29 protein-coding genes are annotated in these 24,134 nt (G+C 37.4%); 10 read left to right on the top strand and 19 right to left on the bottom strand.

Features of this window, described 5'->3' with window-relative positions; translation table 11 throughout:
* Positions 1 to 103: 103 nt before the first annotated feature.
* The 4 genes from tkt to yneA form a co-directional block, all read right to left on the bottom strand.
* Positions 104 to 2,110: a transketolase gene (tkt, locus tag BM012_RS12600; RefSeq protein ID WP_061805297.1), complete on the bottom strand. Its 2,007-nt coding sequence runs from the start codon at positions 2,108 to 2,110 to the stop codon at positions 104 to 106.
* A 185-nt stretch (positions 2,111 to 2,295) separates the two neighbouring features.
* Positions 2,296 to 2,529, bottom strand: a complete 234-nt coding sequence (locus BM012_RS12595) for a DUF896 domain-containing protein (protein ID WP_061805296.1) — start codon at positions 2,527 to 2,529, stop codon at positions 2,296 to 2,298.
* 77 nt (positions 2,530 to 2,606) lie between these two features.
* Positions 2,607 to 3,278 carry a YneB family resolvase-like protein gene (locus BM012_RS12590; RefSeq protein ID WP_061805295.1) on the bottom strand — a complete coding sequence of 224 codons (672 nt, stop codon included), beginning with the start codon at positions 3,276 to 3,278 and terminating at the stop codon, positions 2,607 to 2,609.
* Between the two features lie 66 nt (positions 3,279 to 3,344).
* The gene (gene yneA, locus BM012_RS12585) at positions 3,345 to 3,662 is read right to left on the bottom strand and encodes a cell division suppressor protein YneA (protein ID WP_061805294.1); all 318 of its coding nucleotides are present in this window, start codon (positions 3,660 to 3,662) and stop codon (positions 3,345 to 3,347) included.
* A 161-nt stretch (positions 3,663 to 3,823) separates the two neighbouring features.
* Here yneA and lexA point away from each other — a divergent pair, with 161 nt between their 5' ends.
* Positions 3,824 to 4,447 carry a transcriptional repressor LexA gene (gene lexA / locus BM012_RS12580; protein WP_019392028.1) on the top strand — a complete coding sequence of 208 codons (624 nt, stop codon included), beginning with the start codon at positions 3,824 to 3,826 and terminating at the stop codon, positions 4,445 to 4,447.
* Between the two features lie 58 nt (positions 4,448 to 4,505).
* Here the strand turns inward: lexA and BM012_RS12575 are convergent, their stop codons facing one another.
* The gene (locus BM012_RS12575; protein ID WP_061805293.1) at positions 4,506 to 4,718 is read right to left on the bottom strand and encodes a hypothetical protein; all 213 of its coding nucleotides are present in this window, start codon (positions 4,716 to 4,718) and stop codon (positions 4,506 to 4,508) included.
* A gap of 153 nt (positions 4,719 to 4,871) precedes the next feature.
* Between BM012_RS12575 and BM012_RS12570 the strand changes: the two genes are divergently transcribed.
* Together BM012_RS12570 and BM012_RS12565 are read left to right on the top strand one after the other, a co-directional pair.
* Positions 4,872 to 5,843, top strand: a complete 972-nt coding sequence (locus BM012_RS12570) for an LCP family protein (RefSeq protein WP_061805501.1) — start codon at positions 4,872 to 4,874, stop codon at positions 5,841 to 5,843.
* Between the two features lie 158 nt (positions 5,844 to 6,001).
* The gene (locus BM012_RS12565; RefSeq protein WP_061805292.1) at positions 6,002 to 7,207 is read left to right on the top strand and encodes a Gfo/Idh/MocA family protein; all 1,206 of its coding nucleotides are present in this window, start codon (positions 6,002 to 6,004) and stop codon (positions 7,205 to 7,207) included.
* Between the two features lie 107 nt (positions 7,208 to 7,314).
* Here the strand turns inward: BM012_RS12565 and BM012_RS12560 are convergent, their stop codons facing one another.
* The 7 genes from BM012_RS12560 to BM012_RS12530 form a co-directional block, all read right to left on the bottom strand.
* The gene (locus tag BM012_RS12560) at positions 7,315 to 7,818 is read right to left on the bottom strand and encodes a DinB family protein (protein WP_061805291.1); all 504 of its coding nucleotides are present in this window, start codon (positions 7,816 to 7,818) and stop codon (positions 7,315 to 7,317) included.
* Positions 7,819 to 8,047: 229 nt separating this feature from the next.
* Positions 8,048 to 9,499: a DHA2 family efflux MFS transporter permease subunit gene (locus BM012_RS12555; RefSeq protein ID WP_061805290.1), complete on the bottom strand. Its 1,452-nt coding sequence runs from the start codon at positions 9,497 to 9,499 to the stop codon at positions 8,048 to 8,050.
* A gap of 43 nt (positions 9,500 to 9,542) precedes the next feature.
* The gene (locus tag BM012_RS12550) at positions 9,543 to 10,109 is read right to left on the bottom strand and encodes a TetR/AcrR family transcriptional regulator (RefSeq protein ID WP_061805289.1); all 567 of its coding nucleotides are present in this window, start codon (positions 10,107 to 10,109) and stop codon (positions 9,543 to 9,545) included.
* A gap of 209 nt (positions 10,110 to 10,318) precedes the next feature.
* Positions 10,319 to 10,720: a hypothetical protein gene (locus BM012_RS12545; RefSeq protein ID WP_061805288.1), complete on the bottom strand. Its 402-nt coding sequence runs from the start codon at positions 10,718 to 10,720 to the stop codon at positions 10,319 to 10,321.
* 27 nt (positions 10,721 to 10,747) lie between these two features.
* The gene (locus BM012_RS12540; RefSeq protein ID WP_061805287.1) at positions 10,748 to 11,026 is read right to left on the bottom strand and encodes a hypothetical protein; all 279 of its coding nucleotides are present in this window, start codon (positions 11,024 to 11,026) and stop codon (positions 10,748 to 10,750) included.
* Between the two features lie 195 nt (positions 11,027 to 11,221).
* Positions 11,222 to 11,719 carry a cupin domain-containing protein gene (locus tag BM012_RS12535; protein ID WP_061805286.1) on the bottom strand — a complete coding sequence of 166 codons (498 nt, stop codon included), beginning with the start codon at positions 11,717 to 11,719 and terminating at the stop codon, positions 11,222 to 11,224.
* Positions 11,720 to 11,918: 199 nt separating this feature from the next.
* Positions 11,919 to 12,221, bottom strand: coding sequence for a hypothetical protein (locus BM012_RS12530; RefSeq protein WP_061805285.1), 303 nt, complete (start codon positions 12,219 to 12,221; stop codon positions 11,919 to 11,921).
* 245 nt (positions 12,222 to 12,466) lie between these two features.
* Here BM012_RS12530 and BM012_RS12525 point away from each other — a divergent pair, with 245 nt between their 5' ends.
* Entirely contained in the window at positions 12,467 to 12,661 is a 195-nt protein-coding gene (locus tag BM012_RS12525; protein WP_061805284.1) for a hypothetical protein, read from the top strand.
* 131 nt (positions 12,662 to 12,792) lie between these two features.
* Here the strand turns inward: BM012_RS12525 and BM012_RS12520 are convergent, their stop codons facing one another.
* Positions 12,793 to 13,635, bottom strand: coding sequence for a TrmB family transcriptional regulator (locus BM012_RS12520; RefSeq protein ID WP_061805283.1), 843 nt, complete (start codon positions 13,633 to 13,635; stop codon positions 12,793 to 12,795).
* A gap of 137 nt (positions 13,636 to 13,772) precedes the next feature.
* On the opposite strand from BM012_RS12520, the gene BM012_RS12515 reads away from it, so the two are divergent.
* A complete protein-coding gene (locus tag BM012_RS12515; RefSeq protein ID WP_061805282.1) occupies positions 13,773 to 14,714 on the top strand; it encodes a DMT family transporter in 942 nt (313 codons plus the stop codon).
* A 55-nt stretch (positions 14,715 to 14,769) separates the two neighbouring features.
* On the opposite strand, the gene BM012_RS12510 is transcribed toward BM012_RS12515, so the two are convergent.
* Entirely contained in the window at positions 14,770 to 15,156 is a 387-nt protein-coding gene (locus BM012_RS12510; protein WP_061805281.1) for a carboxymuconolactone decarboxylase family protein, read from the bottom strand.
* 90 nt (positions 15,157 to 15,246) lie between these two features.
* On the opposite strand from BM012_RS12510, the gene BM012_RS12505 reads away from it, so the two are divergent.
* The gene (locus BM012_RS12505; RefSeq protein WP_061805500.1) at positions 15,247 to 15,615 is read left to right on the top strand and encodes a MerR family transcriptional regulator; all 369 of its coding nucleotides are present in this window, start codon (positions 15,247 to 15,249) and stop codon (positions 15,613 to 15,615) included.
* A gap of 41 nt (positions 15,616 to 15,656) precedes the next feature.
* Here BM012_RS12505 and ggt read toward each other — a convergent pair whose 3' ends face one another.
* Together ggt and BM012_RS12495 are read right to left on the bottom strand one after the other, a co-directional pair.
* Positions 15,657 to 17,237, bottom strand: coding sequence for a gamma-glutamyltransferase (ggt, locus tag BM012_RS12500; RefSeq protein WP_061805280.1), 1,581 nt, complete (start codon positions 17,235 to 17,237; stop codon positions 15,657 to 15,659).
* Complete coding sequence (locus BM012_RS12495) at positions 17,234 to 18,481, bottom strand: MFS transporter (RefSeq protein ID WP_061805279.1); 1,248 nt, start codon at positions 18,479 to 18,481, stop codon at positions 17,234 to 17,236. Before BM012_RS12495 ends, ggt begins: the two co-directional genes overlap by 4 nt.
* Positions 18,482 to 18,699: 218 nt before the next feature.
* On the opposite strand from BM012_RS12495, the gene BM012_RS12490 reads away from it, so the two are divergent.
* From BM012_RS12490 to BM012_RS12475, 4 genes are all read left to right on the top strand, one after another.
* Positions 18,700 to 19,176, top strand: a complete 477-nt coding sequence (locus BM012_RS12490; RefSeq protein WP_061805278.1) for a chromate efflux transcriptional regulator ChrS — start codon at positions 18,700 to 18,702, stop codon at positions 19,174 to 19,176.
* 19 nt (positions 19,177 to 19,195) lie between these two features.
* A complete protein-coding gene (locus BM012_RS12485; protein WP_061805277.1) occupies positions 19,196 to 19,786 on the top strand; it encodes a chromate efflux transporter ChrB in 591 nt (196 codons plus the stop codon).
* Positions 19,786 to 20,322 (top strand): chromate efflux transporter ChrA, encoded by a 537-nt coding sequence (locus BM012_RS12480; protein ID WP_061805499.1) that lies wholly within the window; start codon positions 19,786 to 19,788, stop codon positions 20,320 to 20,322. Before BM012_RS12485 ends, BM012_RS12480 begins: the two co-directional genes overlap by 1 nt.
* A gap of 151 nt (positions 20,323 to 20,473) precedes the next feature.
* Positions 20,474 to 20,839, top strand: a complete 366-nt coding sequence (locus tag BM012_RS12475) for a hypothetical protein (RefSeq protein WP_061805276.1) — start codon at positions 20,474 to 20,476, stop codon at positions 20,837 to 20,839.
* A 72-nt stretch (positions 20,840 to 20,911) separates the two neighbouring features.
* On the opposite strand, the gene BM012_RS12470 is transcribed toward BM012_RS12475, so the two are convergent.
* The 3 genes from BM012_RS12470 to BM012_RS12460 all read right to left on the bottom strand — a co-directional run bounded on the left by BM012_RS12470 (position 20,912) and on the right by BM012_RS12460 (position 24,129).
* Positions 20,912 to 21,190, bottom strand: coding sequence for an AbrB/MazE/SpoVT family DNA-binding domain-containing protein (locus BM012_RS12470; RefSeq protein ID WP_061805275.1), 279 nt, complete (start codon positions 21,188 to 21,190; stop codon positions 20,912 to 20,914).
* Positions 21,191 to 21,381: 191 nt separating this feature from the next.
* On the bottom strand, positions 21,382 to 22,578 hold the full coding sequence (locus BM012_RS12465) for an HD-GYP domain-containing protein (RefSeq protein ID WP_061805274.1): 1,197 nt from the start codon (positions 22,576 to 22,578) through the stop codon (positions 21,382 to 21,384).
* Between the two features lie 300 nt (positions 22,579 to 22,878).
* Entirely contained in the window at positions 22,879 to 24,129 is a 1,251-nt protein-coding gene (locus BM012_RS12460) for a nucleotidyltransferase domain-containing protein (protein ID WP_061805273.1), read from the bottom strand.
* Between the last annotated feature and the right edge of the window lie 5 nt (positions 24,130 to 24,134).

Genomic DNA, 24,134 nt, shown 5'->3' with positions numbered 1-24,134 from the left:
AAAGAAAAAAGGCTTGTCTATCGCTGACGAGGAGAAGCACTTGTTTTGTCGAATTGAAAAAAAGACTGTCATAACGACAGTCTTTTTTTCATTACTGTAGATTTTATGCATTTAATAAATTTTTCACGCGAGCTACAACATTTTCAGTAGAGAAGCCGTATTCTTCTAATACTTTTTCTCCTGGGCCAGAAGCACCGAAACCGTCAATTGCCAGAACTTCGCCTTCTCCGCCTACATATTTATGCCAGCCGAATGAAGAACCCATTTCAATGCCAAGACGTTTTGTTACAGCGCTTGGAAGTACGCTTTCTTTATAGTCAGCTGATTGAGCTTCAAAACGATCAAATGATGGAATGCTAACAACCGCAACATCGATATTGTCTTTTTTAAGCTCTTCTTGTGCTTTCATAGCTAACCCTACTTCAGAACCTGACGCAAGTAAAAGCGCATCTGCTGTTTCTTTTTGTGCAGGAGAAACGACATAAGCACCTTTTGAAACGCCTTCGTATGCTTCTTCGTGTGTAATATCAAGCGTTGGCAAACCTTGACGAGTAAGCACAAGCATTGTTGGTTGATCAGTAGATTCAATTGCTAAGCGCCATGCTGCTCCAACTTCCATTGCATCTGCTGGACGCAATACAGAAAGATGAGGCATTGCACGGAATGATGCAAGTTGTTCAACAGGCTCATGTGTTGGACCATCTTCACCAACAGCAATGCTATCATGTGTAAACACGTATGTTACAGGTGTTCCCATTAAAGCCGCAAGACGAATTGCTGGACGAAGGTAGTCAGAGAATACGAAGAACGTACCGCCAAATGGTTTTAAACCGCCATGTAAAGCTAAACCATTTAAAGCTGCTCCCATCGCAAATTCACGAACACCGAACCAAATATTACGTCCGCTGTAGTCTTCTGCTGTAAAGTCACCAGATTTTTTAATTGTTGTTTTGTTTGAACCAGCTAAATCAGCAGAACCGCCGAAGAAAGATGGAACATTTTCAGCAATCGCGTTTAGCACGTCTCCTGAAGATGCACGTGTTGCAACTTCTTTACCAGCCTCAAAGCTTGGTAAAATGCTGTTCCAGTCTACATCTACTTCGCCTTTTAAAGCTTTTTCAAACTGCTCAGCAAGCTCGCCATGCTGCTCTTTGTATTCTGCAAAAAGCTTGTTCCATTTTTCTTCACTTTCTTGTCCTTTTTGAACAATTGTGCTTTCAAAATGCTCGTACACTTCATCAGGCACGTGGAAATCTTGTTCAAATGTCCAGCGATAAGCATCTTTTGTTAACTTCATTTCATCTTCGCCAAGTGGTGCACCGTGAACACCTGATGTACCAGACTTGTTTGGAGAACCATAACCAATTACTGTTTTCACTTCAATTAATGTTGGACGTTTTGTATCTTTTTGTGCTTCTTCAATCGCCGCATTAATTTCTTCAATGTTGTTTCCGTCTTCAACACGGATAACTTGCCATCCATATGCTTTGAAACGATCTTCTACGTTTTCAGAGAATGAACGATCAAGTTCACCATCTAATGAGATGTCATTAGAATCATAAAGAACGATAAGACGACCAAGTTGTAAGTGTGCAGCAAGTGAAGCAGCTTCGCTTGCAACCCCTTCCATAAGGTCTCCGTCTCCACAAATCGAATATGTATAGTGGTTTACGATGTCAAAGTTCTCTTTGTTGTAAGTTGCTGCTAAATGTCTTTCACCCATTGCCATACCTACAGCCATTGCAATACCTTGTCCTAGTGGACCTGTTGTTGCTTCAACACCAGCTGTATGACGGTATTCTGGATGTCCAGGTGTTTTGCTTCCCCATTGACGGAAGTTTTTGATTTCGTCCATTGATAGATCATAGCCTGAAAGGTGTAGAAGGCTATACAGAAGCATTGATCCGTGACCTGCTGATAACACGAAACGATCGCGGTTAAACCATTCAGGGTTTTTCGGATTGTGATTCATAAATTTCGTCCATAAAGCATATGCCATTGGAGCTGCTCCCATCGGCATTCCAGGGTGGCCTGAGTTTGCTTTCTCAATTGCATCAATAGAAAGTGTGCGAATAGTAGTGACTGATAAATCTTCAATACGTTGTGACATTTTCTTTCCTTCCTTTCTGCTAACAAAAATCTGATAATAACTCTATCATACTAATATTGCCTTGATTTGTACAACAATTCAATAGCAATTATAGCATTTCTTATTCACGGTGTTTTCACTCATAAAATACACAAAAAGGCCAGAGTATAGCATTATTTGCCCTCTAACCTTTTCATGATAACCCATTAATTTAATTTGTTACGTTTTTGACTATCTTTTAGCTTTTTCGGTGTAACATCATTGCCTTCTGGATCGACAATTTTGACCGAATGTAAAGAATTGGTCATTGATTTACGAAATGTTTGTAAATATTCTTGTCGTAAATTTTTTTGTTCAGAAGCTTCTTTTTCTGTTAAACCTTCTGTTTTTGCTTTGTTTGCAAGCTCATTGATTCGAGCAATTTTATCTTTTGATAACATTGTATTCTCCTTATGAAAAAGTTCTCGTTTATGTACATATCGTACAAAAGAGAGGGTAAATTAGCAAGTAAGTTACCTTATTCTTTTTCAATGTCTGTTCTTTCATTCTCTTCTTGCTTTTTCATATGTTCCTGATAGCGACGGTGAACTGTTGCTTTGCTAACATCATACCCTAATCCTCTTAGCGTTAGAGCAATATCATAAAACGTCAGCTTTTTAGCACGAAGTCTTATAATGTCTTCAATAGGAACTTCTTTTTTGTCTCGTCCACCGCTTATTCTATTTTTTAAGTTTAGTTCAGGTTTATATCCGTTTTCTACAGCTCTCTTCATTCCCCGCTTAATTTTAAAGCGAACAATTTGGCGCTGATATTCTTCAACAGCAGCTAAAATATTTAAAACCATTGTGTCACTTTCAGATAAATAAAGCTCACCTTGTTCATTCAATGTATAAACTTTAGCACCCGCTTTTTTCAGTTCATGCATAAGCGCTACTTTACTGTTTCCACGTCCAAGTCTTGTATCATCCTGTACAAGAAGCACATCTCCTTTTCCTTCTTGAAAAAGAGTGAGTGCTTCAATGATTCCATCACGCTCAACGTCATATCCACTATGACGCTCTTCAATAACTTTTATAATTTCAAAACCGTGCTTTTTAGCAAGCTCTTCTAACTCTTCTCTTTGCCTTATTAATGATGTTGTTTGACTTTCTTTTTCCGTGCTTACCCGACAATAAATAATCGCTCTCATATTTCGCCCCTACACAGTGTTTTTAATCTATTATTTCATAAAAAAAAAGAAAACAGCAAGAATCTATTACTGTGTTTTAGCAACAAGCGTATTGTTTAGTTTATCTTTTAAAACTGGAATATAAATTTCTTCGCCTTCTTTAAGGTCTTTCTTCTCTATATTATTCTGCTTTTCGACCCAATCTATAAAATCAACGGTTGAAAGCTGATGATTCGCTTGATACTCGTTCGCTAATCCCCAAAGCGTGTCACCTGCTTTAACGGTAACAATGGCATATTGATCAATCTCTGGCTCTTTTGACACGTTCAATACGATAAATGAAAAAAGTGCAAGTCCTGCAAAAAATGTGACATAGTATGTAAGTGAATTAGTCCTCTTTTTCATCTTTCTCCCACCTTTAAGAATGTATGTTCGGAATACACGTTCTTATTTTATCTCTTTCATTCTTTTATTGTCAACGGATTTTTTTCGAACTTATGTTTGTATCTATGAAAAAACCATGTTATAATCCTAGTAAGATTGAGCTAGATTTGAGGTGAATCCCAATGACAAAGTTATCGAAGAGACAGCAACAGATTTTGAGTCATATAAAAGAATGTGTAAAACTTAAAGGATATCCCCCGTCAGTACGCGAAATTGGTGAAGCAGTCGGACTTGCATCAAGCTCAACGGTTCACGGGCACTTAGCTCGCCTTGAAAGCAAAGGATTAATTCGACGTGACCCAACAAAACCGCGTGCAATCGAGATTCTGGACTTAGATCAAACAAACGATGTTCAAAAAAATAATGTTATTAATGTTCCGGTTATTGGTAAAGTAACAGCAGGACAGCCTATTACAGCTATAGAGAACATTGAAGAATATTTTCCGTTACCTGATAAATATGCGGCTCCTGATGAGCACGTATTTATGCTTGAAATTGTTGGAGATAGTATGATTGAAGCTGGAATTCTAAATGGCGATATGGTAATTGTGAGACAACAACAAACAGCAAGCAACGGCGATATTGTTGTTGCCATGACAGAAGAAAATGAAGCAACAGTAAAACGTTTCTTTAAAGAAGAAAACTATATTCGTTTACAACCTGAAAACGCCACAATGGCTCCTATTATTTTGAACAACGTTTCAATTTTAGGAAAAGTTATTGGCGTATATCGTTCGATTCATTAGAAAGCGTAAAAAATCCCTCTTACTTATTTAAAGAGGGATTTTTTACGCTATGTACTGATCATGTACAACCTTCACACTCGTAATAATGATCTTTTGCTTCAATAACTTTGATAAGTTTGCCAATCTTCACATCTTCTTCATCTGTAAACTCAATATCTGCCACGCGCTCTAGAATTTGAGATGCTGCTTCTTCTTCACTTTGCGCCACAACGCTAAACTCTCCTTCTTTCTTTAGCGAAAGCACTTCGTATTGAAATAAGTAACGATTCATTTTCCCCTCTCCTTTCCTATAAAGTATATCCTACTATACACTAGCAGAAAGAATGCGCGCAAGAAATCTGATTACGCTCTTTCTCTTCTGAGATGCCAAACGAAGAAAAGTTTGATACAATGTTTGCTTGAGAGTACAAATGCTACGTACATCATGATAGAGAAAGTGGTGAAAAGCACATTGGAAAGAACAGAAAGAACAAGAAATAGAAAAAGAAGACGTCGACCGAGATGGGGCCGCATCATTCTAGCGCTTATCCTTCTTATAGTCGTCGCTGGGGGAATTTACAGCTTTATTCAATATAAAATCGGACTCTCTGAAGCTCAAGATGGAAGTTTCGCAAAAGACGGAGAGCTTTATGATGACTTTAATGGCTCACTTCCTAACGATGGAAAAATGAATGTCCTTTTGCTTGGAAGTGATTCACGAGGTGAAGATCACGCTCGTACAGATTCCATCCTTATTGCACACTATGATCAAAACACAAAACAACCTAAAATTGTTTCTCTTATGAGAGACATGTATGTTGATGTTCCGGGACATGGGAAACAAAAATTAAATTCTGCCTTTGCTTTTGGAGGACCTGAGCTTTTACGTAAAACAATTGAAGAAAACTTTGGCGTTGATATTAACTACTACGCTGTCGTAGACTTTCAAGGCTTTCCAAAAGTCGTGGACGCAATTGCTCCAGACGGTATTACCGTAACAGTTGAGGAAGAAATGTCTTCTGGTATTGGTATGACCCTTCATGAAGGAAAACAAACATTACATGGTGACAAACTTCTGGGCTATGTTCGCTTCCGCCACGATAGTTTAAGCGACTTTGGACGCGTTCAACGTCAGCAAGAAGTGCTAACAAAACTGAAAAAAGAAGCCGCAAGCATTGGCAGTGTCTTCAAACTTCCAAAATTGCTCGGCCTTACAGATCCGTATGTTGATACAAACATCGATCAAAAAACACTTCTACTCCTTGGAAAAGACTTTGCTACAGGAAGTACAAAGGAAGTTAAAACACTTCGCCTCCCTCTTGACGGTACATTTGAAAATGCCCGTGAAGATGTTGGATCTGTGTTAAGTATTGATAAAGAAGAAAATAAGAAAGCTCTGCAAGAGTTTCTCGATTAAATGAAGGAAGACTCACATGGCAAAAATGTGAGTCTTTTTTTATATTAACTTATCTTTTAGAACATATATTAGTAGGAACATAAATAATCTCTGTTGTATTTTCTAACAATGCTTTTTATACTTTAATGAGAGTTTCTAAAAAAACAGGAGGCATGAACATGGGGGAATTTGAACGTCATAGCACCTTTTTTTCGGGTTTTCTAAACAGCGACTATTTGCGTGAAAAAGACAAACACATTTATAAAAAAGAAACACCTCTTTATAAATTTAACATTATTGGTGCCGGAATGATTGGGCATGAGCATATTAAAGCAACAATGTTAGAAGGACGTGCTACAGTTCACGGCATATATGATCCTAATCAAAAAAGTGTCAAAGAAGCGCTTCATATGATTGAGGAAAGCTTTCCGGGTCATGTTGTACATGTTTATGATGATTTGAAAGCAGCGTGCGAAGATCCTGATGTTGATGGACTCATTATCTGCACCCCCAATTATACACATAAAGAAATTGTGAAAGAAGCGATGAAATCTAGAAAACATATTTTACTCGAAAAACCAATGGCAACTATGTTGAAAGATGCATGGATCATTCGACAATGGGCTGAGTCTTATCAGAACGTTTTTCAAATTGGTTTGCAATATCGCTACAAAGCACTTTACCAAGAAGCCCTTTATGAAGTAAAAGAGCGCAACTCAATTGGAAATATAAAAACGATGATGATGACAGAACATCGCCTTCCTTTCTTAGATAAAGTAGAGCAGTGGAATAAATTTTCAGAACTTTCAGGCGGCACTCTTATTGAAAAATGTTGCCATTACTTTGATTTATTAAATCTGTTTGCAAATGCTAAACCCTTTTCAGTTTACGCAATAGGTGGAAACGCTATCAATTTTAAAGATTTTCAATATGAAGGAAAGAAAGCTGATATATTAGATCATGCAAACGTCATCATTATTTATGAAAATGGAATACATGCTTCTTTTAATTTGTGCATGTTCTCTCCCCTTTTCCGTGAAGATTTAACGCTGTGCGGAGACCGGGGAAGACTATATGGATATGAAAATGAAGATTTTCTTCCCTATCATAAACCATCTACACATTTAGAAGTGCTTTGTGGAGAAAGCGCTCCTGCTAAGATTACTACTCCATGCTATCCTGAAGCCATTCAAAATAGCGGTCATAACGGCGGAACGTACTATGAACACAAAGCATTTGTTGATGCGATTGCTGGAAAAAAAACAAAAGCGGCCACTCCTGCTGAAGGATTTTGGTCTATTGCAGTCGCAAGCGCTGCTGATGAATCTATCCAAAGTGGAAAAGTCGTAAATATGCGCGAATTTCTAGATAGACATCTTCCTTAAGTAATGGCTCTGTTACATTTTAATGTTGATAATAAGTCAAAATGAAAGGAAACCCCCTCTCTAAGGGTTTCCTCCATTCTCCTACTAAAGAACCGTTCATCATAATATTAAAGCGGTGGATTTTCCACACCTAAATGAATCCAATCTTCTTTTGGTGGTCCATAAACCCCAAAAGGCTTTAGCCCTGCTTGACGCATCAAAACCGTAACTTGTCCGCGATGATGAACAATATGCTTAATTAATCCCATTAAAATCATAGCGTTTGATTCCTGTCTTCCGAACGCTTCTTGTATTTGTTCTAGGGATTCATCTGTCCATTGTTCTTCAATGACTTTGGAGGCATAAGAACTTACATTTCTAAATGTTTCAGCCATTTCCTTAGCTGAAGTTGGGACATTTTCCGCATTTTCTACTCCATCTATCTTCAACCCGAAATGAGCTAAGTATTCTGGAATAGTTGTTGTTAAATGCCACGCAATTCTTCCTAATGTACGACCTTCTGGATAAACCTGTTGTTTTAATGCATCATCTGTCAAACCATCTAAAACATTTTGAGTTAATAAGGCTTCTTTGTTCCATTCTCTAATAAAGTCTGCAATCGTTACATACATATGTAATACCTCCATAATCCATTTTTTATTGATATTTTTCATTTTAGAAAACACATTCTTCAATAAGCTCTTAAACACTTTGCTTATCTTTATAACTAACGCAAACGTTTGTTCGTTTTGATTATAGCAATATTTTCGAGAGGGATCAAATATTAGCACTTACCTTTAACAGAACCTAACTAATAACAATGAAAATCAAAAAAACCGATGCATAAGCATCGGCTTTTTATTAATGTGCGCGCTGTTCAACGTTTACTCTCTTAATAAAGAACGAGATAACTAAACCAATAACAGCAACGATAATCGCAAAGATAAAAGCATGTTGAACACCGTTTGTAAAGGCTAGAAGTTGGTTGATCGGATCCTTTTGATCAGATACAGATACTGTTTCAAGAAAACTTCTTCTTCCTGAAGAAAGGATTGAAATTCCTATCGCTGTACCAATCGCTCCTGCTACTTGTTGTAATGTGTTCATAATTGCGGTTCCATCTGGATATAACTCAGGTGGAAGCTGGTTAAGTCCATTTGTTTGAGCAGGCATCATAATCATTGAAATACCAACCATAAGCGCGATGTGTAAGCCAACAATAAATCCTGTTGATGTTTCAAGTGTTACTGTTGAGAAACCATACATTGTTCCTGCTACAATGACAAGACCAGGAATAACGAGCCATTTAGGACCAAAACGGTCGAACAATCCACCCATAACAGGTGAGAGAATTCCGTTAATAATCCCTCCTGGAAGAAGCATAAGACCAGCTGCAAATGTTGTTAATGCTAATGATGTTTGTAAGTACAATGGTAAAATCATCATGGCTGAAAGCATAACCATCATACAAACTAAAATTAAGAGAAGCCCGAGAACGAACATTGGATATTTAAAAGCGTTCAAGTTTAACATTGGTTTATCCATCTTCACTTGACGAATAGAGAATGCAACTAACGCAACGACTCCAATTGCAATGGCAAAAATAACGTTTGAGCTTCCCCAGCCGCCACCTTCACCAGCGCTGCTGAAACCATATACGATTCCACCAAACCCAATTGTTGAAAGGACGATTGAGAAAATATCGATTTTTGGCTTTGTTGGTTTTGTAACGTTTTGCATAAAGAAGGCACCAAACACTAATGCTACAATGAGTAGTGGCAGTGAAATCCAGAAAATCCAGTGCCATGTTAAAGTTTTTAAAATTAAGCCTGAAACAGTTGGCCCAACAGCTGGTGCGAACATAATAACAAGCCCGATAATCCCCATTGATCTTCCACGTTTATGTGGTGGAATAATCACTAGAATCGTGTTAAACATAAGTGGTAAAAGCAAAGCTGTTCCAACGGCTTGCACAACGCGGGCAATCATTAATACGCTGAACGTTGGAGCAATCGCTGCAATAAATGTGCCAATGATAGAAAACACTAGAGATGTCATAAAAAGTTGTCTTGTTGTAAACCACTGCAAGATTAAGCCTGAAATTGGGACAAGTACCCCTAATGTTAATAAGTAGCCTGTTGTAAGCCACTGTGCTGTTGTTTCATGAATTCCAAACCCTGTAATTAAATCTCTTAGGGCCATATTCAAGGCTGTTTCACTAAACAAGCCGATAAATCCAGCAATAAGAAACGATGTAATAATCGGCAGCGCTTTGATATTAGAATCTGCTGCTGCATTTTGTTGATTACTCATATTAATTTGTCTTCCCCTCTCTCTTACGTCATTCTTTTATATGTTAATGAACAAGCAAAGCTGGCAGCTGTTTTGCGACAGCTCGAAGCGGCCAACCGCTCTCATTTGTTTGTGCCAAAATCGACGCACCTTCAAGCAGCGAATTGATGACAACAGCAAGCTCTTTTGCTCGCTCTGTTTCAAAATCAAATCGCTGTAAACATTCTGTATAAAGTGTTTGCCAGTTCTCATAAGCAGACTGGCAGACAAGACGAATGGACTCGTGAGATGATGCCATTTCAGAAGCAATCAAACCAATTTGCAGTCCATCTACACAAGCTTTTCCGTCAAAAACATCCGCAATTTTTGCTACATGATGTTGAAAAGCTTCTATGGCTGTGTCCTTCTCGCTTAAGTCTTCTCGGGCGCTCTCTAATATATGGTGCCCCATTAATTTAATCGCTTCGATAGCAATTTCTTCTTTCCCATTTGGAAAGTGATAATAAAGTGATCCTTTTGGTGCTCCGCTTTTCTCGATAATTTGGTTTAGTCCAGTGCCATGATAGCCTTGACGCTGAAACAGTTCAGACGCCGTATGTAAGATGACGTCTCTCGTGTTCCCTTTCTTCATCCAATCCTACCCTTCCTTCTCCAATTATAACAATTGGTCTATATAATAATATTGGTTTTAGATTGGACTGTCAACAACTTTGTGAAAAAATTCGTAAATGATTTTCCCTACCTTTTAATATAAGAATTTTTTTGTAAAAGATACCACTATATTTTGCAAAATAAAACATCTAGCCTTTTTTAATTATGCTAGATGTTTCTTAAGATGTTCTAAAACCTTTGAACAGTCAGGGTGGCGTGTGAGGGCGTAAAGGAAAGTGAATTATTTTGACCAAATTCACCAAATGCTCTATCTATTTCAGCATAATGAACAATTTGATCTCCATGTAAAAATACAAGCAAATTAATATCATCTCGAAAACCTAAACCGCTCCAATCCTTATAACTTTGAACCCCAAGCTCGTCCCTCATCACCTCAACTGGTGTATATGGTGGAAAAACATACGCTTTATCCCACTGAAAATCTGTTAAAGACGCGATGTTGACATTATGAACATCCCCCTGCAATGCCGTATGTAGAGAACGTTCCAATTCTTTATGACGAATATCTTTGTAGCCTAGCATTTGTCCAACTAGTAGACAAAACATAAAAAGTAAAATATATTTCTTCACTGTATTGCTCCTATGTATCTTTTTTATCTATGGCATCGAGTCTACTGTACTATCAACTAAAAAGCTTAACACCGCAATCGCAACCATTGTAAAAGTTGAAGAAAGAAGCAGCTTTTTGTATACCATATGATCTGTCGACTTCTTGTAGTAAGTAAAATAAATCACTCCTCCTACTAGAGTTGAAATTCCCCATCCCCATAACCAAGGAGCCGTATAGAGCTTTTCCCATTCAAAAAGCCACAAGTATAAAATAAAAAAATGAATGATAAAAAGTAAAATTGAAATGGGTTTTAACATTTTTTTCATTAATGATTACTCCTCTAAAAAGTCTTCCTAAGAAATGACGTTTTTTTATTCCATCTGTTTCATATTTTACCATATTATATTTTCAAATTACTTACAAAGATCATTTTTAATTATATTAAGTGAAGAATTTCATTGTTCTCTATTAAAAATAAAAAAACTTAGAAATAAATTCTAAGTCTTTTCCCTTTTATATTCTTACTTTAGGTCTGTAAAATTCATTCCAAATTTCTCCGCCACCTCCACTAACTGTTTCATTTGCTCTGGAGTTGGTGGCTCAGCTTTTGGTAATCCTGCATCTTCACTAACAGGCTTTCCTAGTTCTTTAATAAAACAATCAAAGCCAGCAGGTGATGCGGTTACAAACATTTCAGACACTTCGTCCCCTGCAACAAAATGATGTCTAATCCCTCTTGGAGCGTGCACATAGTCTCCTGCTCTTGCTTCAATGACGTCATCTCCAACAAAGAAAGTGAAGCTTCCTTTAATAATATGGAATTGTTCATCTTCATTCGCATGGATATGTGGCGGCGGTCCCATTTTGGGAGGTTCTTGTACTTTCACTACACAGTATGCGCCATTTGTTTGTTCACCAGATACAAGGATTGTCGACTTCTCTTGCATAAAATGATATGTATTTTGATCATTTGCTGTTCCATGTAAAAGTTTTGTGATTACTTGTTTTGATGTTGTCATCGTTATCTCCCCATTTCTATCATTTTATTGGTTAAGACGATGAACGTGTCTCTAAGATATATTATACAGAGAAATATCTATTTTCGATAAAAAAGAACTATTAATTTTATATTTATTTCCTATATGTACAAAATATTCTTTTTCGTTAGGTATGATGACTGAACACCTAAATGTATAGGGGAGGAAAGCAAGGATGCCCTTAGATAGATGCCAACTCCTCATTACTTGATTTAAATCGTTTCACATTATATTCCTTATGTAAGTATGCTTTTAAAATTTTAACGTCTTCTCCCAAAGCATAATTTGGTCTTTTAGAGAGGTAACCAATCTCTTTTTCATCATCATATATCCGGCAGTTAATGGACATTGTTTTTGAATCAAAGCTAACATCTTTTCCCTCATAATAATATTCATAGTAACCTTCTTCATCTTGTTCACTTTTGTCTTCGAAATGTGTGACTTCGATATAATAAGATTCTCCATTTAAAGTAAGGTATTTCATCGTATGTATTCCTCCCTTGTTTAATTAAACCTATTCAAATAAGTAAATATCCATTATGATTCAAAATTGTCTATCGCTTATTGGACATATGCTATATCCATTTCTTGCATAAAATTTCCTTTTCCTCTATAAGCGTCCACTTACTGCAATCATAAAGTTTCCCTCACGCTCTGTCCTCCTATCCCCTTTGCATTGTTTTTCACATCCTTCTCTCCAACACATACCCTATAAAAGCGAGGTGTAAAATGAACGGAGACTTTGATATTATTGATCTTGTTATTTCTCTTTTGGACATCACGGTTATCATTTTCATTGAAGATAAACCACTTATTGGAATTATTTTAGCACTTTTATTAAAAATAGTATGCAAAGACAAACTCATTCGCATTTTGTTAATCCTGCTTGTGATTGTACTTGGTGAAGTGATGGGAGAGGAATAATAGACAACAGAATCACTTCCCTCCTATTCATTACTTCATCCCAGGGATTAACTTCTGCTCCTGTCTCTCGTTTGCCTTCATTACTTATATATAAATGAAATAGCTTCCGTTAAATAACGGAAGCTCCTTCTCTATTCAATCAACCCTAATCTCGCTGCAACGCTATACCCAGACGAGCCAAACTTAAAGCGATTTCTAAGCTCAATCAAATTCGGGCCAAAGCTTTTTTCCAATGTATCGCGATGTTCTTTCATCATTTCATATATATACAAGTCATGTACAATCACTTCTGTAATCGGCATCACAAGACCTGGATGCATTGTCCATGCAGCACGACTGTCGTCACCAAGTGAGAGAATGCCTGCCACAACTTCTTGATCATCAACGCTTAAAACAATCCAGCGTCCCCCATATTCTTCGGTAATTTCATCACTTGCATCATGTTCATATACTTCCGCGAAATCAAAACCAAGTGTGCCGTAAGAAACAATTAAGATTTGCACACCACGCCCGGCTGCTTTTTCGAGTTCTTTGCGTATTTCTTCTGCATCTTCCATCCAAATTTCTAGGAGAATCCGTCCTTTTGCTTCTTTAATCGCTTCTTTGGCACGATTAATAATGGCTTCATGCCCTGTAATGTTCCAAATGTTTTCTCGATTTAATGAAACATAAGAATAATGTTCAAGCGCCTCTTCCGCTACTTCAAACGATGTTTCGGCTTTTCGTTTTTTCAAATTAATGAGCTCATGTGGAGGAAGCGGAGTGTAAAGAGCCGGGTTTTCATGACTTATCATGACTTCTCCTCTGTCAACAAGGCCACCAAGTACTTCATAAATTTTAGAGCGGGGCACACCTGAGTTAAGAGAAATCGCGTAACCTGACAATGGTGATTTTTCTAACAATGTTATATATGCCTTTGCTTCATACTCTGTAAAATTCAGATCTTGCAAAATTTTAATAATGTCTACTTTCATGTTTTCCTCCTTCATTACCCGAGCACTATTAGAGCTATTATATCATTATTTCCCTTGACAGATAATGGAGATAATTATAAGTTATATATAGTCGCTACATTTGTAGCAACTACTTTAAGATTCAATGGAGGGGTAGAATGGATACGGTTTTGAATCAGTATGAACCAAAAGTGAAAGCAAAAAAAGTGAAAAAAGGCCTTACGTTATACATAATGGCTACACTTATTGCTGTTCTTTTTTGGAGTACATCGTTTGTAGGTACAAAAATAGCTTATGCATCATTTTCTCCACTTACGCTTGGTGCAGCACGTTTTATGGTAGCAGCCATCATTTTAGGAATCATCATGCTCATAAAAAAAGACAAAACAATTCCATCACTTAAAGACATTGGCGTAATGTCACTAAGCGGTGTATTAGGAACAACGCTTTACTTTTCAATGGAAAATATCGGTGTTGAACTTACAACAGCCTCGAATGCTGCTATTATTATTGCCGCTTATCCAGCTATCACCGCTCTTATTGAATTTATATTTTATAAAGTTAAAATCTCATGGGCTAAAGGAATAGGCATTCTAATTGCGCTTATTGGGGTTTACCAAATTTCTTATAATCCGCATGTAGCAGAAAGCGGGCATGCACTACTTGGAAACGTGATTTTAGTTTTAGCTGGTTTCGTATTTGCTTTTTATAATTTTACAACACGTAAAGTTGTTAAAAAATATTCGATGATTACGATTTCCTTTTATCAAACATTAGCAGGAGCGATTACCTTTATTCCTGTTGCTTTTATTGAAAAATCAAGTTGGAAAATGCCGACGATGGAGTCATTTTTAGTGCTTCTTTATCTTGGAATATTTTGTTCTGTTGTCGCTTTTCTTCTATATAATTATAGTTTACGAAAATTATCTTCAAGTTCTGCTGTAACGCTTATGAATCTTGTTCCGATCTTTGGAGTTATCTTTTCTGTCATTGTGCTCCATGAAGTGATTCGAACAGCTCAAATTATTGGAGGCATTATCGTTATTTTCGGAGTTGTGTTAAGTATGAAAGAAAGTAAAAGTGGGAAAGCTAAAAGTTAATCCCTTTCAATATAGACCGCTTAGTAGTCATTCTCTGCTAAGCGGTCTTTTTTGTTTATAACTTTACTTTTATTTCTCTTTCTACAAAGGTTTCTTTTGCAACAAAAATGGCGTTCAATACTCTTGGAAAGCCTGTATATGGTACACAGTGCATAATTGCTTCAACGATCTCACGGGGATTTAATCCTACATTTAAAGATGCATTAATATGAACACGAAGCTGTCGTTCACATCCTCCTTGAGTTGTAAGTGAAGAAAGAGTAACAAGCTGTCTCTGTTTTAAATCAAGCTCTCCCCGTGAATAAATATCTCCAAATGCAAATTCAATAACATATTGACCAAGATCAGGAGCAATTTCCTTTAAAGACTCTATCACTCCTTTTCCTCCTTCTCCATCTACTTTCATTAATCTTTCCCATCCACGTTCATAACGTTCATTCATTAAACGACTTCCTCCTTTAATAAGATATTTTTATCCTATCGGTTAGAGCGCGCTCTAAAGCAAGGCTTTTTCTATGTTATAATGAATATTATGGAAAATGTATTAACGATTAAAGAAGTTGCTAACATAACAGGGGTTTCTGTTCATACGTTACGCTACTATGAGAAAATTGGTTTGCTTTCACATATCAAACGGGATGAAAACGGCTATCGTCAGTATTGTGAAGGGGACCTTTCTTGGATTGCCTTTTTACTTCGCTTACGTAAGACCGGAATGCCAATGATTCAGATGAAACAATTTTCAGACCTTAGAAGTCAAGGAAATTCAACGGCTTCATCTCGTCGTAAATTACTAGAAGAGCATCACAGTAATGTGCAAGAGGAAATAAAAGAACTAGAGGGAAACCTTCAAGAAATTCAGAAAAAAATAGCTTATTATAAGGAACTAGAGAAACAATAATAAAAGAGGTTGGATCATGATCCAACCTCTTTTTTGTCCTTTTATCTCCCAAACGCTCCTCCATCACTCCGTGGATCTACTCCACCGTGTAAAAACCCTTGATCATCTATAACAATGGCATGTGCATGCCCCATTACTCCATCTAAATCACTCACTCTTTTTACAAGATGACCAGCACGAGCTAGCGACTTTTCCACTTCCTCACTAATTCGTCCTTCGATTTTTAACTCTTGTGTTTCCTCTCCCCACGTTCTTCCCCATAAAAAGCGTGGAGAGCTAATCGCTTCTTGGGGGTTCATTCCGTAATCAATCATTCTTGTAATAAGGGCTGTTTGGGTTTGCGGCTGCCCTTCTCCACCCTGTGTGCCGTATAAAATAGAAGGTTTTCCGTCTTTACAAGCCATTGCAGGCATTAGTGTGTGGAACGTTCTTTTCTTTGGTTCTAGTGTATTCACATGATTCTCATCAAGAGAAAAAAATGATCCTCGATTTTGCATAAGGATACCGGTATCTCCTGCGATTACACCTGAGCCAAATTCAAAATAGAGGCTTTGAATAAAGGACACCGCATTTCCGTGTTCATCAACAACTGCGGCATAAGCTGTATCATTTCCAATTGGCTGTGTTGTCACATCATTTGTTTTTTCAAAAGTAATCTCATTCGCTATTTCTTTTCCATACGATTTACTTAACAAATTCTGAAGAGGAATGGCTGAGAAGTGAGGATCTGTCAGAAATTCGTTCCGATCTTGGAACGTTCGTTTTAATGCTTCGACTAACAGGTGGTAATATTCATAGGAGCCGTGTGAGATAGACCGTAAATCATAGTTTTCTAGCACGTTTAACGTCATTAATCCAACAAACCCTTGTGAATTTGGTGGTACTTGGTATATCGTATAGCCGCGATACGTTGTTGAAAGAGGTTCAACCCATGCGCCTTGGTGCTCAGCGAAATCTTCAACCTCTAATAAACTTCCCTTTTCTTGAAGACTCCTCACGATTCGTTTTCCAAGCTCTCCTTTATAAAAGAAGTCCCGCCCTTTTTCAGCAAGCTCTTTTAACGTATGAGCAAGATTCGTTTGAACAAACTTTTCATTTACATGTGGCACACGCCCATTTGGAAGGAAAACAGTAGCAGTGTCAGGCTGTTCGCTGAATAACTTTAAATTGTTCATTGTGTTTTCATGCTGATCTTTTGAAAAAGGGAAGCCAAATAAAGCATAGCTTATAGCTGGTTCAAGAACTTCTGCTAGTGTCATCGTCCCGTATTTTTTCAAAACGGCATCCCAGCTGTCAACCATACCTGGGACGGTAATTGCACTTTTAATCCCTCTTGTTGGAATCGCTTTTTCTCCCCGATATTTATCTCTTGTCACTTCACGACCTGATCGGCCGCTTCCATTATAAGCGCGCACTTTTTCCTCTTCTTTCTGCTGCATGAGCCAAAATGAATCTCCACCAAGCCCAGTCATATGAGGATACACAACTGCTAAACAAGCACTCACCGCAACAGCCGCATCAAAGGCATTTCCGCCTCGCTGGAGAATCTTATCTCCTGCTCCAGAGGCTAAATAATGTGGACTAACGACCATTGATTTTGTTCCAACAATTGCTTCATTCATATTAAGTTTTCCTCCCCTGATTTATAGTTCTTTTTCACAGCTAGTTGTGAAACTGGACTTTCTTTTGGACCTTTGTCTGTGAACAGAAAAGCGACAGCACCAACGAGTAATAGTGCTCCAGATAAGTAAAAACCAAGCTCAAGACTTCCTGTTCGATCTGCAAAATAGCCTGTAATATAAGGCGCAAAAATGGAAGAAAGCATGCCGCTAAAATTAAAGAATCCATAGACCTTTGAATACATAGAAGCTGGGGTAATGTCTGCGATGTATGAGATTAGTACAGGGTCAAGAGCCAGTTTTCCAAGCAAGCCATATAGGACTAACCCGGTAAGGAGAAGTGAATAACTTTCTGTATAAGGAATAACAATCTGCAGGAAAGCTCCTGCGACAGCTAGAGAGATAATAAGAGGCTTTTTGCTTTTTACACGATCTGAAATGTAACCAAAGAAAATGGCACCTGGAATTGATGCCCATGGAACAAGTGAAGCAATAATACCTGTTTGTGATCCATCAACACCACGAGCTGTCTGCAAATAATATGGCAGCCATGTTAACATTCCAAAAAAACCGTAAAGAGAGCAAAAGATAATAATATAGACGCATATATGGTTTTTGGTGAAAAGTTGCTTGAGGCTTACGTTTTCAGTTGGAACGGCAGTTGAAACTTTCTCTTCTTTATTGCCATCACGAACAAAGACACCAATTAAAATAGCTATAATGACAGTTGGTATGGCAAACAAGTAAAATGAAAACTGCCAGCCTTTATCTAACGTGTAAGTAAAATAGCTTGCTGCAATAAGACCAAGTGAAATCCCTAATGCCATCCCGCTGTTAATAAGGGCTGACACAAGACCTCGGTATTTTTTTGGGGTAATGTTAGAAGAGATGCCATACTGTGACCCATAGTATGTTCCTTCTCCTAATCCTGTAAGAGCACGCATAAGAAGAAATAAAGCAAATGTTGTGACTGCTCCACTTAGATATGTAGCAACCCCAAAAATGATATAACCTGTAACAAGGACTCTCACTCGTCCAAACTTATCTGCTAAAAACCCTGTTGGAATTTGCATAAACGCATATGAAGCAAAAAAGACGGTAGACATAAGGCCGAGCTCCGTTTGACTTAAATTCCACTCCTCTCCGATATCACCCATAACAGGGGAAAGAATATTTCGATCTGCATACATGAACACCCATCCTAAGAAGAATAAAAAGATAACAAGAGCTGGATTATTTTTCTTCATTTCGCTCACCTCTATTTTCTGAAAATTATGAATTAATTATATCCAGCTCTTTTCTCAAATGGTTTATTCTTGTTAGACTCTCTTCCATTGTTTTTTTACGTTTAGTAATTATATTTTAATTTTTCTGTTGATTCAGAAAAATAAAATGGTAATATGTTTATAAATAGAATGTTTTTATCTCTATACGATTACATAACGAAAGTGAGGTCGGAAATTCCTTGCATTATGATTATCATGTACCTAATTTAATTTTGGATGATGTTGATAAAACCATCCTCTCTATTCTTCATGAAAATAGCCGAGTCTCTTATACAGATCTCGGCAAAGAAGTTGGGTTATCGCGCGTTGCTGTACAGGCGCGCATTAATAACTTGATGGAAAAAGGCGTTATTGAAAAGTTTACTGCAATCATTAACCCAGCTAAGATTGGTATCCATGTTTCCGCTTTTTTCAATGTGGAAGTTGAACCACAATATTTAGAAACAGTTGCTGAACAACTTTCAGAGGAGCACGCTGTCACAAGTTTGTATCATATGACAGGACCAAGCAAACTTCATATGCACGGCATTTTTGCAGACAACGGAGAAATGGAGCGCTTTTTAACAGAAAAGCTTTATCCAATGCAAGGCGTTGTGAGCGTTGACTGCCAAACACTTATTAAACGCTATAAAAGCAGAATGGGAATGAAGCTATAACAATGGCAAACAAGGGGGAATGAAAGTGAATGCTTATAAAGAATTAATCGTTGCAATGGTACGCACAGGAATATTGGGCTTTGGGGGAGGTCCATCTGTTATTCCGCTTATCCGCCATGAAGCGGTTTCACGCTACAAATGGATTGAAGATGATGAATTTGGAGAAATTTTAGCCATTGCAAATGCGTTACCAGGACCTATTGCAACAAAGATGGCCGCTTATTTAGGTTACAGGGAAAAAGGAACCCTCGGAGCAATTGTTGGGGTGCTCGCTCATATTCTCCCTACGTGTCTTTCAATGGTCATCTTACTTACTGTTGTGAATGTGTTAAGCTACTCAGCCGCTGTAGCGGGCATGGTTTCCGCTGTTATGCCTGTTATTGCTGTAATGCTCGGCCTTATGGCATACGAATTTGCCGCAAAAGCAGTCAAAGGATTAGGAAAAATACTTGGCTGTATCCTTTTTATAGTCACCTTCCTTCTTCTCCAAACAATTGCGCTTCATCCCGCATTTGTCATCGTCATCTTTCTCGCTTATGGAACCATGCATTTTAAACTAAAAAATAAATGGGAAAACAAAAATTCAAAAAGTAAGGGGCTATCCGTATGATGCTTTTACTTAGCTTGTTTTTAGGTTTTTTTATTGCTAATGTACTTGGATATGGCGGAGGTCCTGCTTCCATTCCGCTTATGTATGAAGAAGTTGTTGATCGCTATCAGTGGCTCACAAATGCCGAATTTTCAAATATGCTTGCCCTTGGCAACTCCCTCCCTGGACCTATTGCAACAAAAATTGCGGCATATGTTGGCTACGATGTTTTTGGATGGTGGGGATTTCTCATTGCCTTATTTGCGACCGTTTTTCCGTCTGCAATTGCTCTTATTCTTCTTCTCAAACTTATGCAGCGCCATCGTCAGTCTCAAGTTGTTAAAGGCATGACCCTTCTTGTTCAGCCTGTAATTGCCATTATGATGCTTTTACTAACATGGGATATGATCAAAGATGCAGTTGGTTCAATTGGTATTTGGCAATCGCTAATCATCGCACTGATTTCTCTTTTAGCACTTGGAAAGTTTAAAATTCACCCTGCATTTATGATTATTGCTGCGTTTGCTTATGGAGGATTTGTTATTCCGCATCTCTAATCTATTCGTAAAACTTGTTATCTACCATTCAATTAAAGAAGCACACTCACTTTGAGAGTGTGCTTCTTTTGCTTTCATTCTTTAAAACTACTTTGACACACCTTGTTTTTCTTCTTTATACTATATATGGAATATTATGTAGGAGGGGAAAATGAACAAAACAAACTTCATCATTTTCATCACAGCTTTTCTGCTTGGGACTTCTTATACGATTTTTAAAATTATAACAGGGGAAAAGATTGGATTTAACGAATTCCTTTTCTTCTCTATGTTACTTATGCTGTATCTTCCCACCATCACAACAAAAATAGAGAGGAATGAGGAAGAGAAAAGACAAATAGCTGAAAAAAGCTCTAAAATAAGTTACTTTCTCCTGCTTCTCTTCCTATTCCTTGCCGTCTTAGTCGAGGATATCCTAACAGGGGAAATAAATACGTTATTAGCAGGAGTTCTTGCACTTGGTATGGTTACGCTACCACTCGTAGAATTTTTTATGATGAAAAAATACCATTCATAATCCTATTTCACACAAAAAGAGGAACTATGGAATCTTCCACAGTTCCTCTTTATCGATACAACACAAACTATTTTAACTTTCCTGGAGCTTATCCTCTAACTCTTTCTTTAATATTTCTGCACCTTTATCACTTAGCACAATATTCCCTGGATACACTTTGTTATCTGAAGACACTTCTCCTGTAATCATACATTCCAAGTTAGATTTGTATTTTTGCAAAATGATCTTTTCTTCATCAATAAAAATCTCAATCGGATCTTTTTCATGAATAGAAAAGGTTCTTCTCAGTTCTTTCGGCAACACAACTCTGCCTAGTTCATCTACTTTTCTCACAATCCCTGTACTTTTCATGAAACGCTCACCTCATTTTTTATTTTACCGCAACAGCAAGTTATATCATTATTCGTTAGCACCAGGAGGACTTTTAAAAAAGCGGTTATCATACTGGTATACTCTTTCCTTTACCTCTTTACACTCCAAGGCAAACCTATTCTAGCAATCTCTTCCTTAAATCAATAAAAAAAGAAGCGCATTCCCGCTTCCTATAAACCTTCTATTCTTTTCTCTCTATATTTCCGGCCAGACTCTAACCCATCATAGATTTCTCTAAATCGAGTCTTTACGTCTTTCAGGGATTCGATAAGCCAAGGATCAAACTGTGTTCCTTTTGCTAACTCTAAACGATAAAAAGCCTCTTCAAATTTGATTCCTTTACGGTAAGAGCGGTTCGTTGTCATCGCATCAAAAGCATCCGCAATAGCCAGAACCCGAGCATCTAGCGGAATGTCTCTTCCTTTCAAACCTGAAGGATATCCTGTTCCATCCCATCGTTCATGATGATAAAGAACGCCTGCTTTTAAAAGCTGTAGGCGGCTCATTCGCTCAATTATTTGAGCTCCGACAGTTGAATGGGTTTTAATTGTTTCATATTCTTTTTCAAGCAGTCTATCTTTTTTCATTAAAATATGTTCTGGAACGTTAATTTTCCCAACGTCGTGAAGGAGTCCGCTTAATCTGAGTCTTTTCAAGTCTTGTTCATGATAATCTGGCAAGGAGCTTGCAAGAGCAACAGCATACTGACTGACGCGCTCACTATGACCATACGTATAAACGTCCTTTGCCTCTACTGCCACAACAAACGTATTCATAATTTCTTCAATTGTTGTCTCTGTTGATTCTTTCACAAGGTCTACTTGTCTTCTATAGATAAGATGAAGCGTTTGCAGTACGAGAAAGCTTAACGTTGATAAAATAATATATAATAAAATCCGATTTGAAATATCAATGCTGTCTGCCGTATAGTTCTTTTTAGGCAGCTTTATACTGAAGAATGTTAGAAGTCCTAATCCAATCAATGAATAATAAAAAAGGGTCTTCTTTTCTCCATATAGGCCAGCAAGAATCGGCAGAAGTAAGAAAAAGCTCCAGGCTTCAGAGTAGCCTGACTGCAAATATACCACAATAAGGAGTCCAACAGAATAAATGAGAATCATATGCTGATAGATGCTCGCTTTAAAATCAATATATCTTTTTAAACTGCCCATCATAATTAAAAGAGCTAAACAAATTAAAAAGGATGGTAAACTGGCCCCCGAGAAGTCTACTTGGAAAAGATAGAAGAACGCATTCCAAGCGCAGCTTAATCCTAAAAAAACAACGATGACCCGATAAAGGTATGTTGTTACTTTCAAACGATAATCATTAAAGTAGTCCTCATACAGTTCGTTGTGTTGTGCCATTTCGAGATCTCCTCATTATTCAAAATGCCTTTTTATTGTAGCATCTTTTTCCTCTTATGTGGGAACTTTTGTAGAATAATGGGTTTCCTTACATATAGTGATTATTTTCACTGTTTTGTTAAAGAAAAACTAAAAAATTGGTGTTAATGCCTTTACTCTGTAATAATGCGATAGACTTTTTTCCCCTTTCTTTATACTCTCCCTTGCTAGCCTAATGACTTATATAAAGATAAAAAGGAACATCTTGTACACCGACAGCGTATAAGACATTCCTCTGCTATTTATATATAAAAGCTACTATTATACATTTTCAAACCTTTTCGACTTTCCTCTTCCTAAGCTTGCTGACTTTCTTTTCATCCATAAATAAGGGCGAAGAGGGAAATAGAGAATTTTGAGTGCTTTGGGTAGTCTTAATTGATCTTCTTCATGAGGTTTAGGATATATAAATCTCACTACTTGAAGTAGTCTTTGAGAAACCGTTCTTATTTCATAAAGATAAGAATGTTGAAAAATTATATTTTTTAGATTTAAAAGTTTAGAAAGGAATAAGGAAATTATGCTTCCCTTATGGGTCTCTTTTCTTTCTATTTCCATCTGAATATAATGTTGACTTATCTCTATCATACATGGAGCAGCAAGCTTTGCCAGTTCTCTTGCTCGCCTTTCTTCTATAATACTTTTTGCTTCCTCTGGGATAGGGGTTTCAAAAAAAGCAGTAGAAACAAGGAGTGCTTGCCCAACAAGGTTAAATTGTTTTCGTGAGCGAAGTTGTTTTACATTCTTAAATGGTTGCTTTCTTCGCATCATATAGTCAACATCAGCGAGCCAGCGCAATCTGAACCAGCCATGTCTTGTTCCATGTGCAATAAGAAAAATAAATAGGTCTTCCTCCCCTAAGAGATAAACGGGCGAACTCGTTAGCTTACTCTTTCTTCTCCGCTCCCAGAGCTCATTAAATGTTGGTTGTTGCATTGGAAACGGTTGTGAACGCCAGTGAATTTCAACTTGAATCTTTTTTTGGGGATGAAAGTAAATAATATGGTGATGAAGCCATTTCCATTCATTCGCCAGAGAAAAAAAGCGGTCTTCTCTTTCATAGCCAAGTTCAATTAGAACATCTTCTGCTTTTTTAACGTCTTCGAACTGAATTAATACATCTAAGTCTTTTGACGTTCGTAGCGAAATATCTCCGTAGATATCCTGGGCAATTGGGGGACCTTTTAAAAACAGAAGCTTAATATTCCGCTGGCTGAACAGTTTGCTCACCCGCTCCATTTCTGCGCTCAAATGAAGCATTGAAAACGTATTTTTTTGATATTCTCTCTTTAACATTTCCATTACAAATGAAGGTACAGCAGGATCCCTTAGCTCTTTTAATTTTGCATATACTAATGGATAAATGCGATGATGCATCACAAGCTGCAAGAAATAGTCCCAGTCTATATTTTGTTCTAGGACTAAACTTCCTTCTCGATGATTTAAAATATGTAACATCACTTTTAGTTCTCTTGGCAGCAATGATAAATCAAGCTCACCGTTTCTTTCCATCTCTT

The organism is Priestia endophytica DSM 13796 (genome assembly GCF_900115845.1).
GTDB classification, from domain to species: Bacteria; Bacillota; Bacilli; order Bacillales; family Bacillaceae_H; genus Bacillus_I; species Bacillus_I endophytica.
Note: the sequence above shows the minus strand (reverse complement) of the source record. Positions and strands in the feature narration are given on the sequence as shown.

Excerpts from the sequence above, each read along its gene's own strand:
- tkt (WP_061805297.1), bottom strand. The coding sequence starts at position 2,110 with ATGTCACAACGTATTGAAGATTTATCAGTCACTACTATTCGCACACTT.
- BM012_RS12595 (WP_061805296.1), bottom strand. The coding sequence starts at position 2,529 with ATGTTATCAAAAGATAAAATTGCTCGAATCAATGAGCTTGCAAACAAA.
- BM012_RS12590 (WP_061805295.1), bottom strand. The coding sequence starts at position 3,278 with ATGAGAGCGATTATTTATTGTCGGGTAAGCACGGAAAAAGAAAGTCAA.
- yneA (WP_061805294.1), bottom strand. The coding sequence starts at position 3,662 with ATGAAAAAGAGGACTAATTCACTTACATACTATGTCACATTTTTTGCA.
- lexA (WP_019392028.1), top strand. The coding sequence starts at position 3,824 with ATGACAAAGTTATCGAAGAGACAGCAACAGATTTTGAGTCATATAAAA.
- BM012_RS12575 (WP_061805293.1), bottom strand. The coding sequence starts at position 4,718 with ATGAATCGTTACTTATTTCAATACGAAGTGCTTTCGCTAAAGAAAGAA.
- BM012_RS12570 (WP_061805501.1), top strand. The coding sequence starts at position 4,872 with ATGATAGAGAAAGTGGTGAAAAGCACATTGGAAAGAACAGAAAGAACA.
- BM012_RS12565 (WP_061805292.1), top strand. The coding sequence starts at position 6,002 with ATGGGGGAATTTGAACGTCATAGCACCTTTTTTTCGGGTTTTCTAAAC.
- BM012_RS12560 (WP_061805291.1), bottom strand. The coding sequence starts at position 7,818 with ATGTATGTAACGATTGCAGACTTTATTAGAGAATGGAACAAAGAAGCC.
- BM012_RS12555 (WP_061805290.1), bottom strand. The coding sequence starts at position 9,499 with ATGAGTAATCAACAAAATGCAGCAGCAGATTCTAATATCAAAGCGCTG.
- BM012_RS12550 (WP_061805289.1), bottom strand. The coding sequence starts at position 10,109 with ATGAAGAAAGGGAACACGAGAGACGTCATCTTACATACGGCGTCTGAA.
- BM012_RS12540 (WP_061805287.1), bottom strand. The coding sequence starts at position 11,026 with ATGAAAAAAATGTTAAAACCCATTTCAATTTTACTTTTTATCATTCAT.
- BM012_RS12535 (WP_061805286.1), bottom strand. The coding sequence starts at position 11,719 with ATGACAACATCAAAACAAGTAATCACAAAACTTTTACATGGAACAGCA.
- BM012_RS12530 (WP_061805285.1), bottom strand. The coding sequence starts at position 12,221 with ATGAAATACCTTACTTTAAATGGAGAATCTTATTATATCGAAGTCACA.
- BM012_RS12525 (WP_061805284.1), top strand. The coding sequence starts at position 12,467 with ATGAACGGAGACTTTGATATTATTGATCTTGTTATTTCTCTTTTGGAC.
- BM012_RS12520 (WP_061805283.1), bottom strand. The coding sequence starts at position 13,635 with ATGAAAGTAGACATTATTAAAATTTTGCAAGATCTGAATTTTACAGAG.
- BM012_RS12515 (WP_061805282.1), top strand. The coding sequence starts at position 13,773 with ATGGATACGGTTTTGAATCAGTATGAACCAAAAGTGAAAGCAAAAAAA.
- BM012_RS12510 (WP_061805281.1), bottom strand. The coding sequence starts at position 15,156 with ATGAATGAACGTTATGAACGTGGATGGGAAAGATTAATGAAAGTAGAT.
- BM012_RS12505 (WP_061805500.1), top strand. The coding sequence starts at position 15,247 with ATGGAAAATGTATTAACGATTAAAGAAGTTGCTAACATAACAGGGGTT.
- ggt (WP_061805280.1), bottom strand. The coding sequence starts at position 17,237 with ATGAATGAAGCAATTGTTGGAACAAAATCAATGGTCGTTAGTCCACAT.
- BM012_RS12495 (WP_061805279.1), bottom strand. The coding sequence starts at position 18,481 with ATGAAGAAAAATAATCCAGCTCTTGTTATCTTTTTATTCTTCTTAGGA.
- BM012_RS12485 (WP_061805277.1), top strand. The coding sequence starts at position 19,196 with ATGAAAGTGAATGCTTATAAAGAATTAATCGTTGCAATGGTACGCACA.
- BM012_RS12480 (WP_061805499.1), top strand. The coding sequence starts at position 19,786 with ATGCTTTTACTTAGCTTGTTTTTAGGTTTTTTTATTGCTAATGTACTT.
- BM012_RS12475 (WP_061805276.1), top strand. The coding sequence starts at position 20,474 with ATGAACAAAACAAACTTCATCATTTTCATCACAGCTTTTCTGCTTGGG.
- BM012_RS12470 (WP_061805275.1), bottom strand. The coding sequence starts at position 21,190 with ATGAAAAGTACAGGGATTGTGAGAAAAGTAGATGAACTAGGCAGAGTT.
- BM012_RS12465 (WP_061805274.1), bottom strand. The coding sequence starts at position 22,578 with ATGGCACAACACAACGAACTGTATGAGGACTACTTTAATGATTATCGT.
- BM012_RS12460 (WP_061805273.1), bottom strand. The coding sequence starts at position 24,129 with ATGGAAAGAAACGGTGAGCTTGATTTATCATTGCTGCCAAGAGAACTA.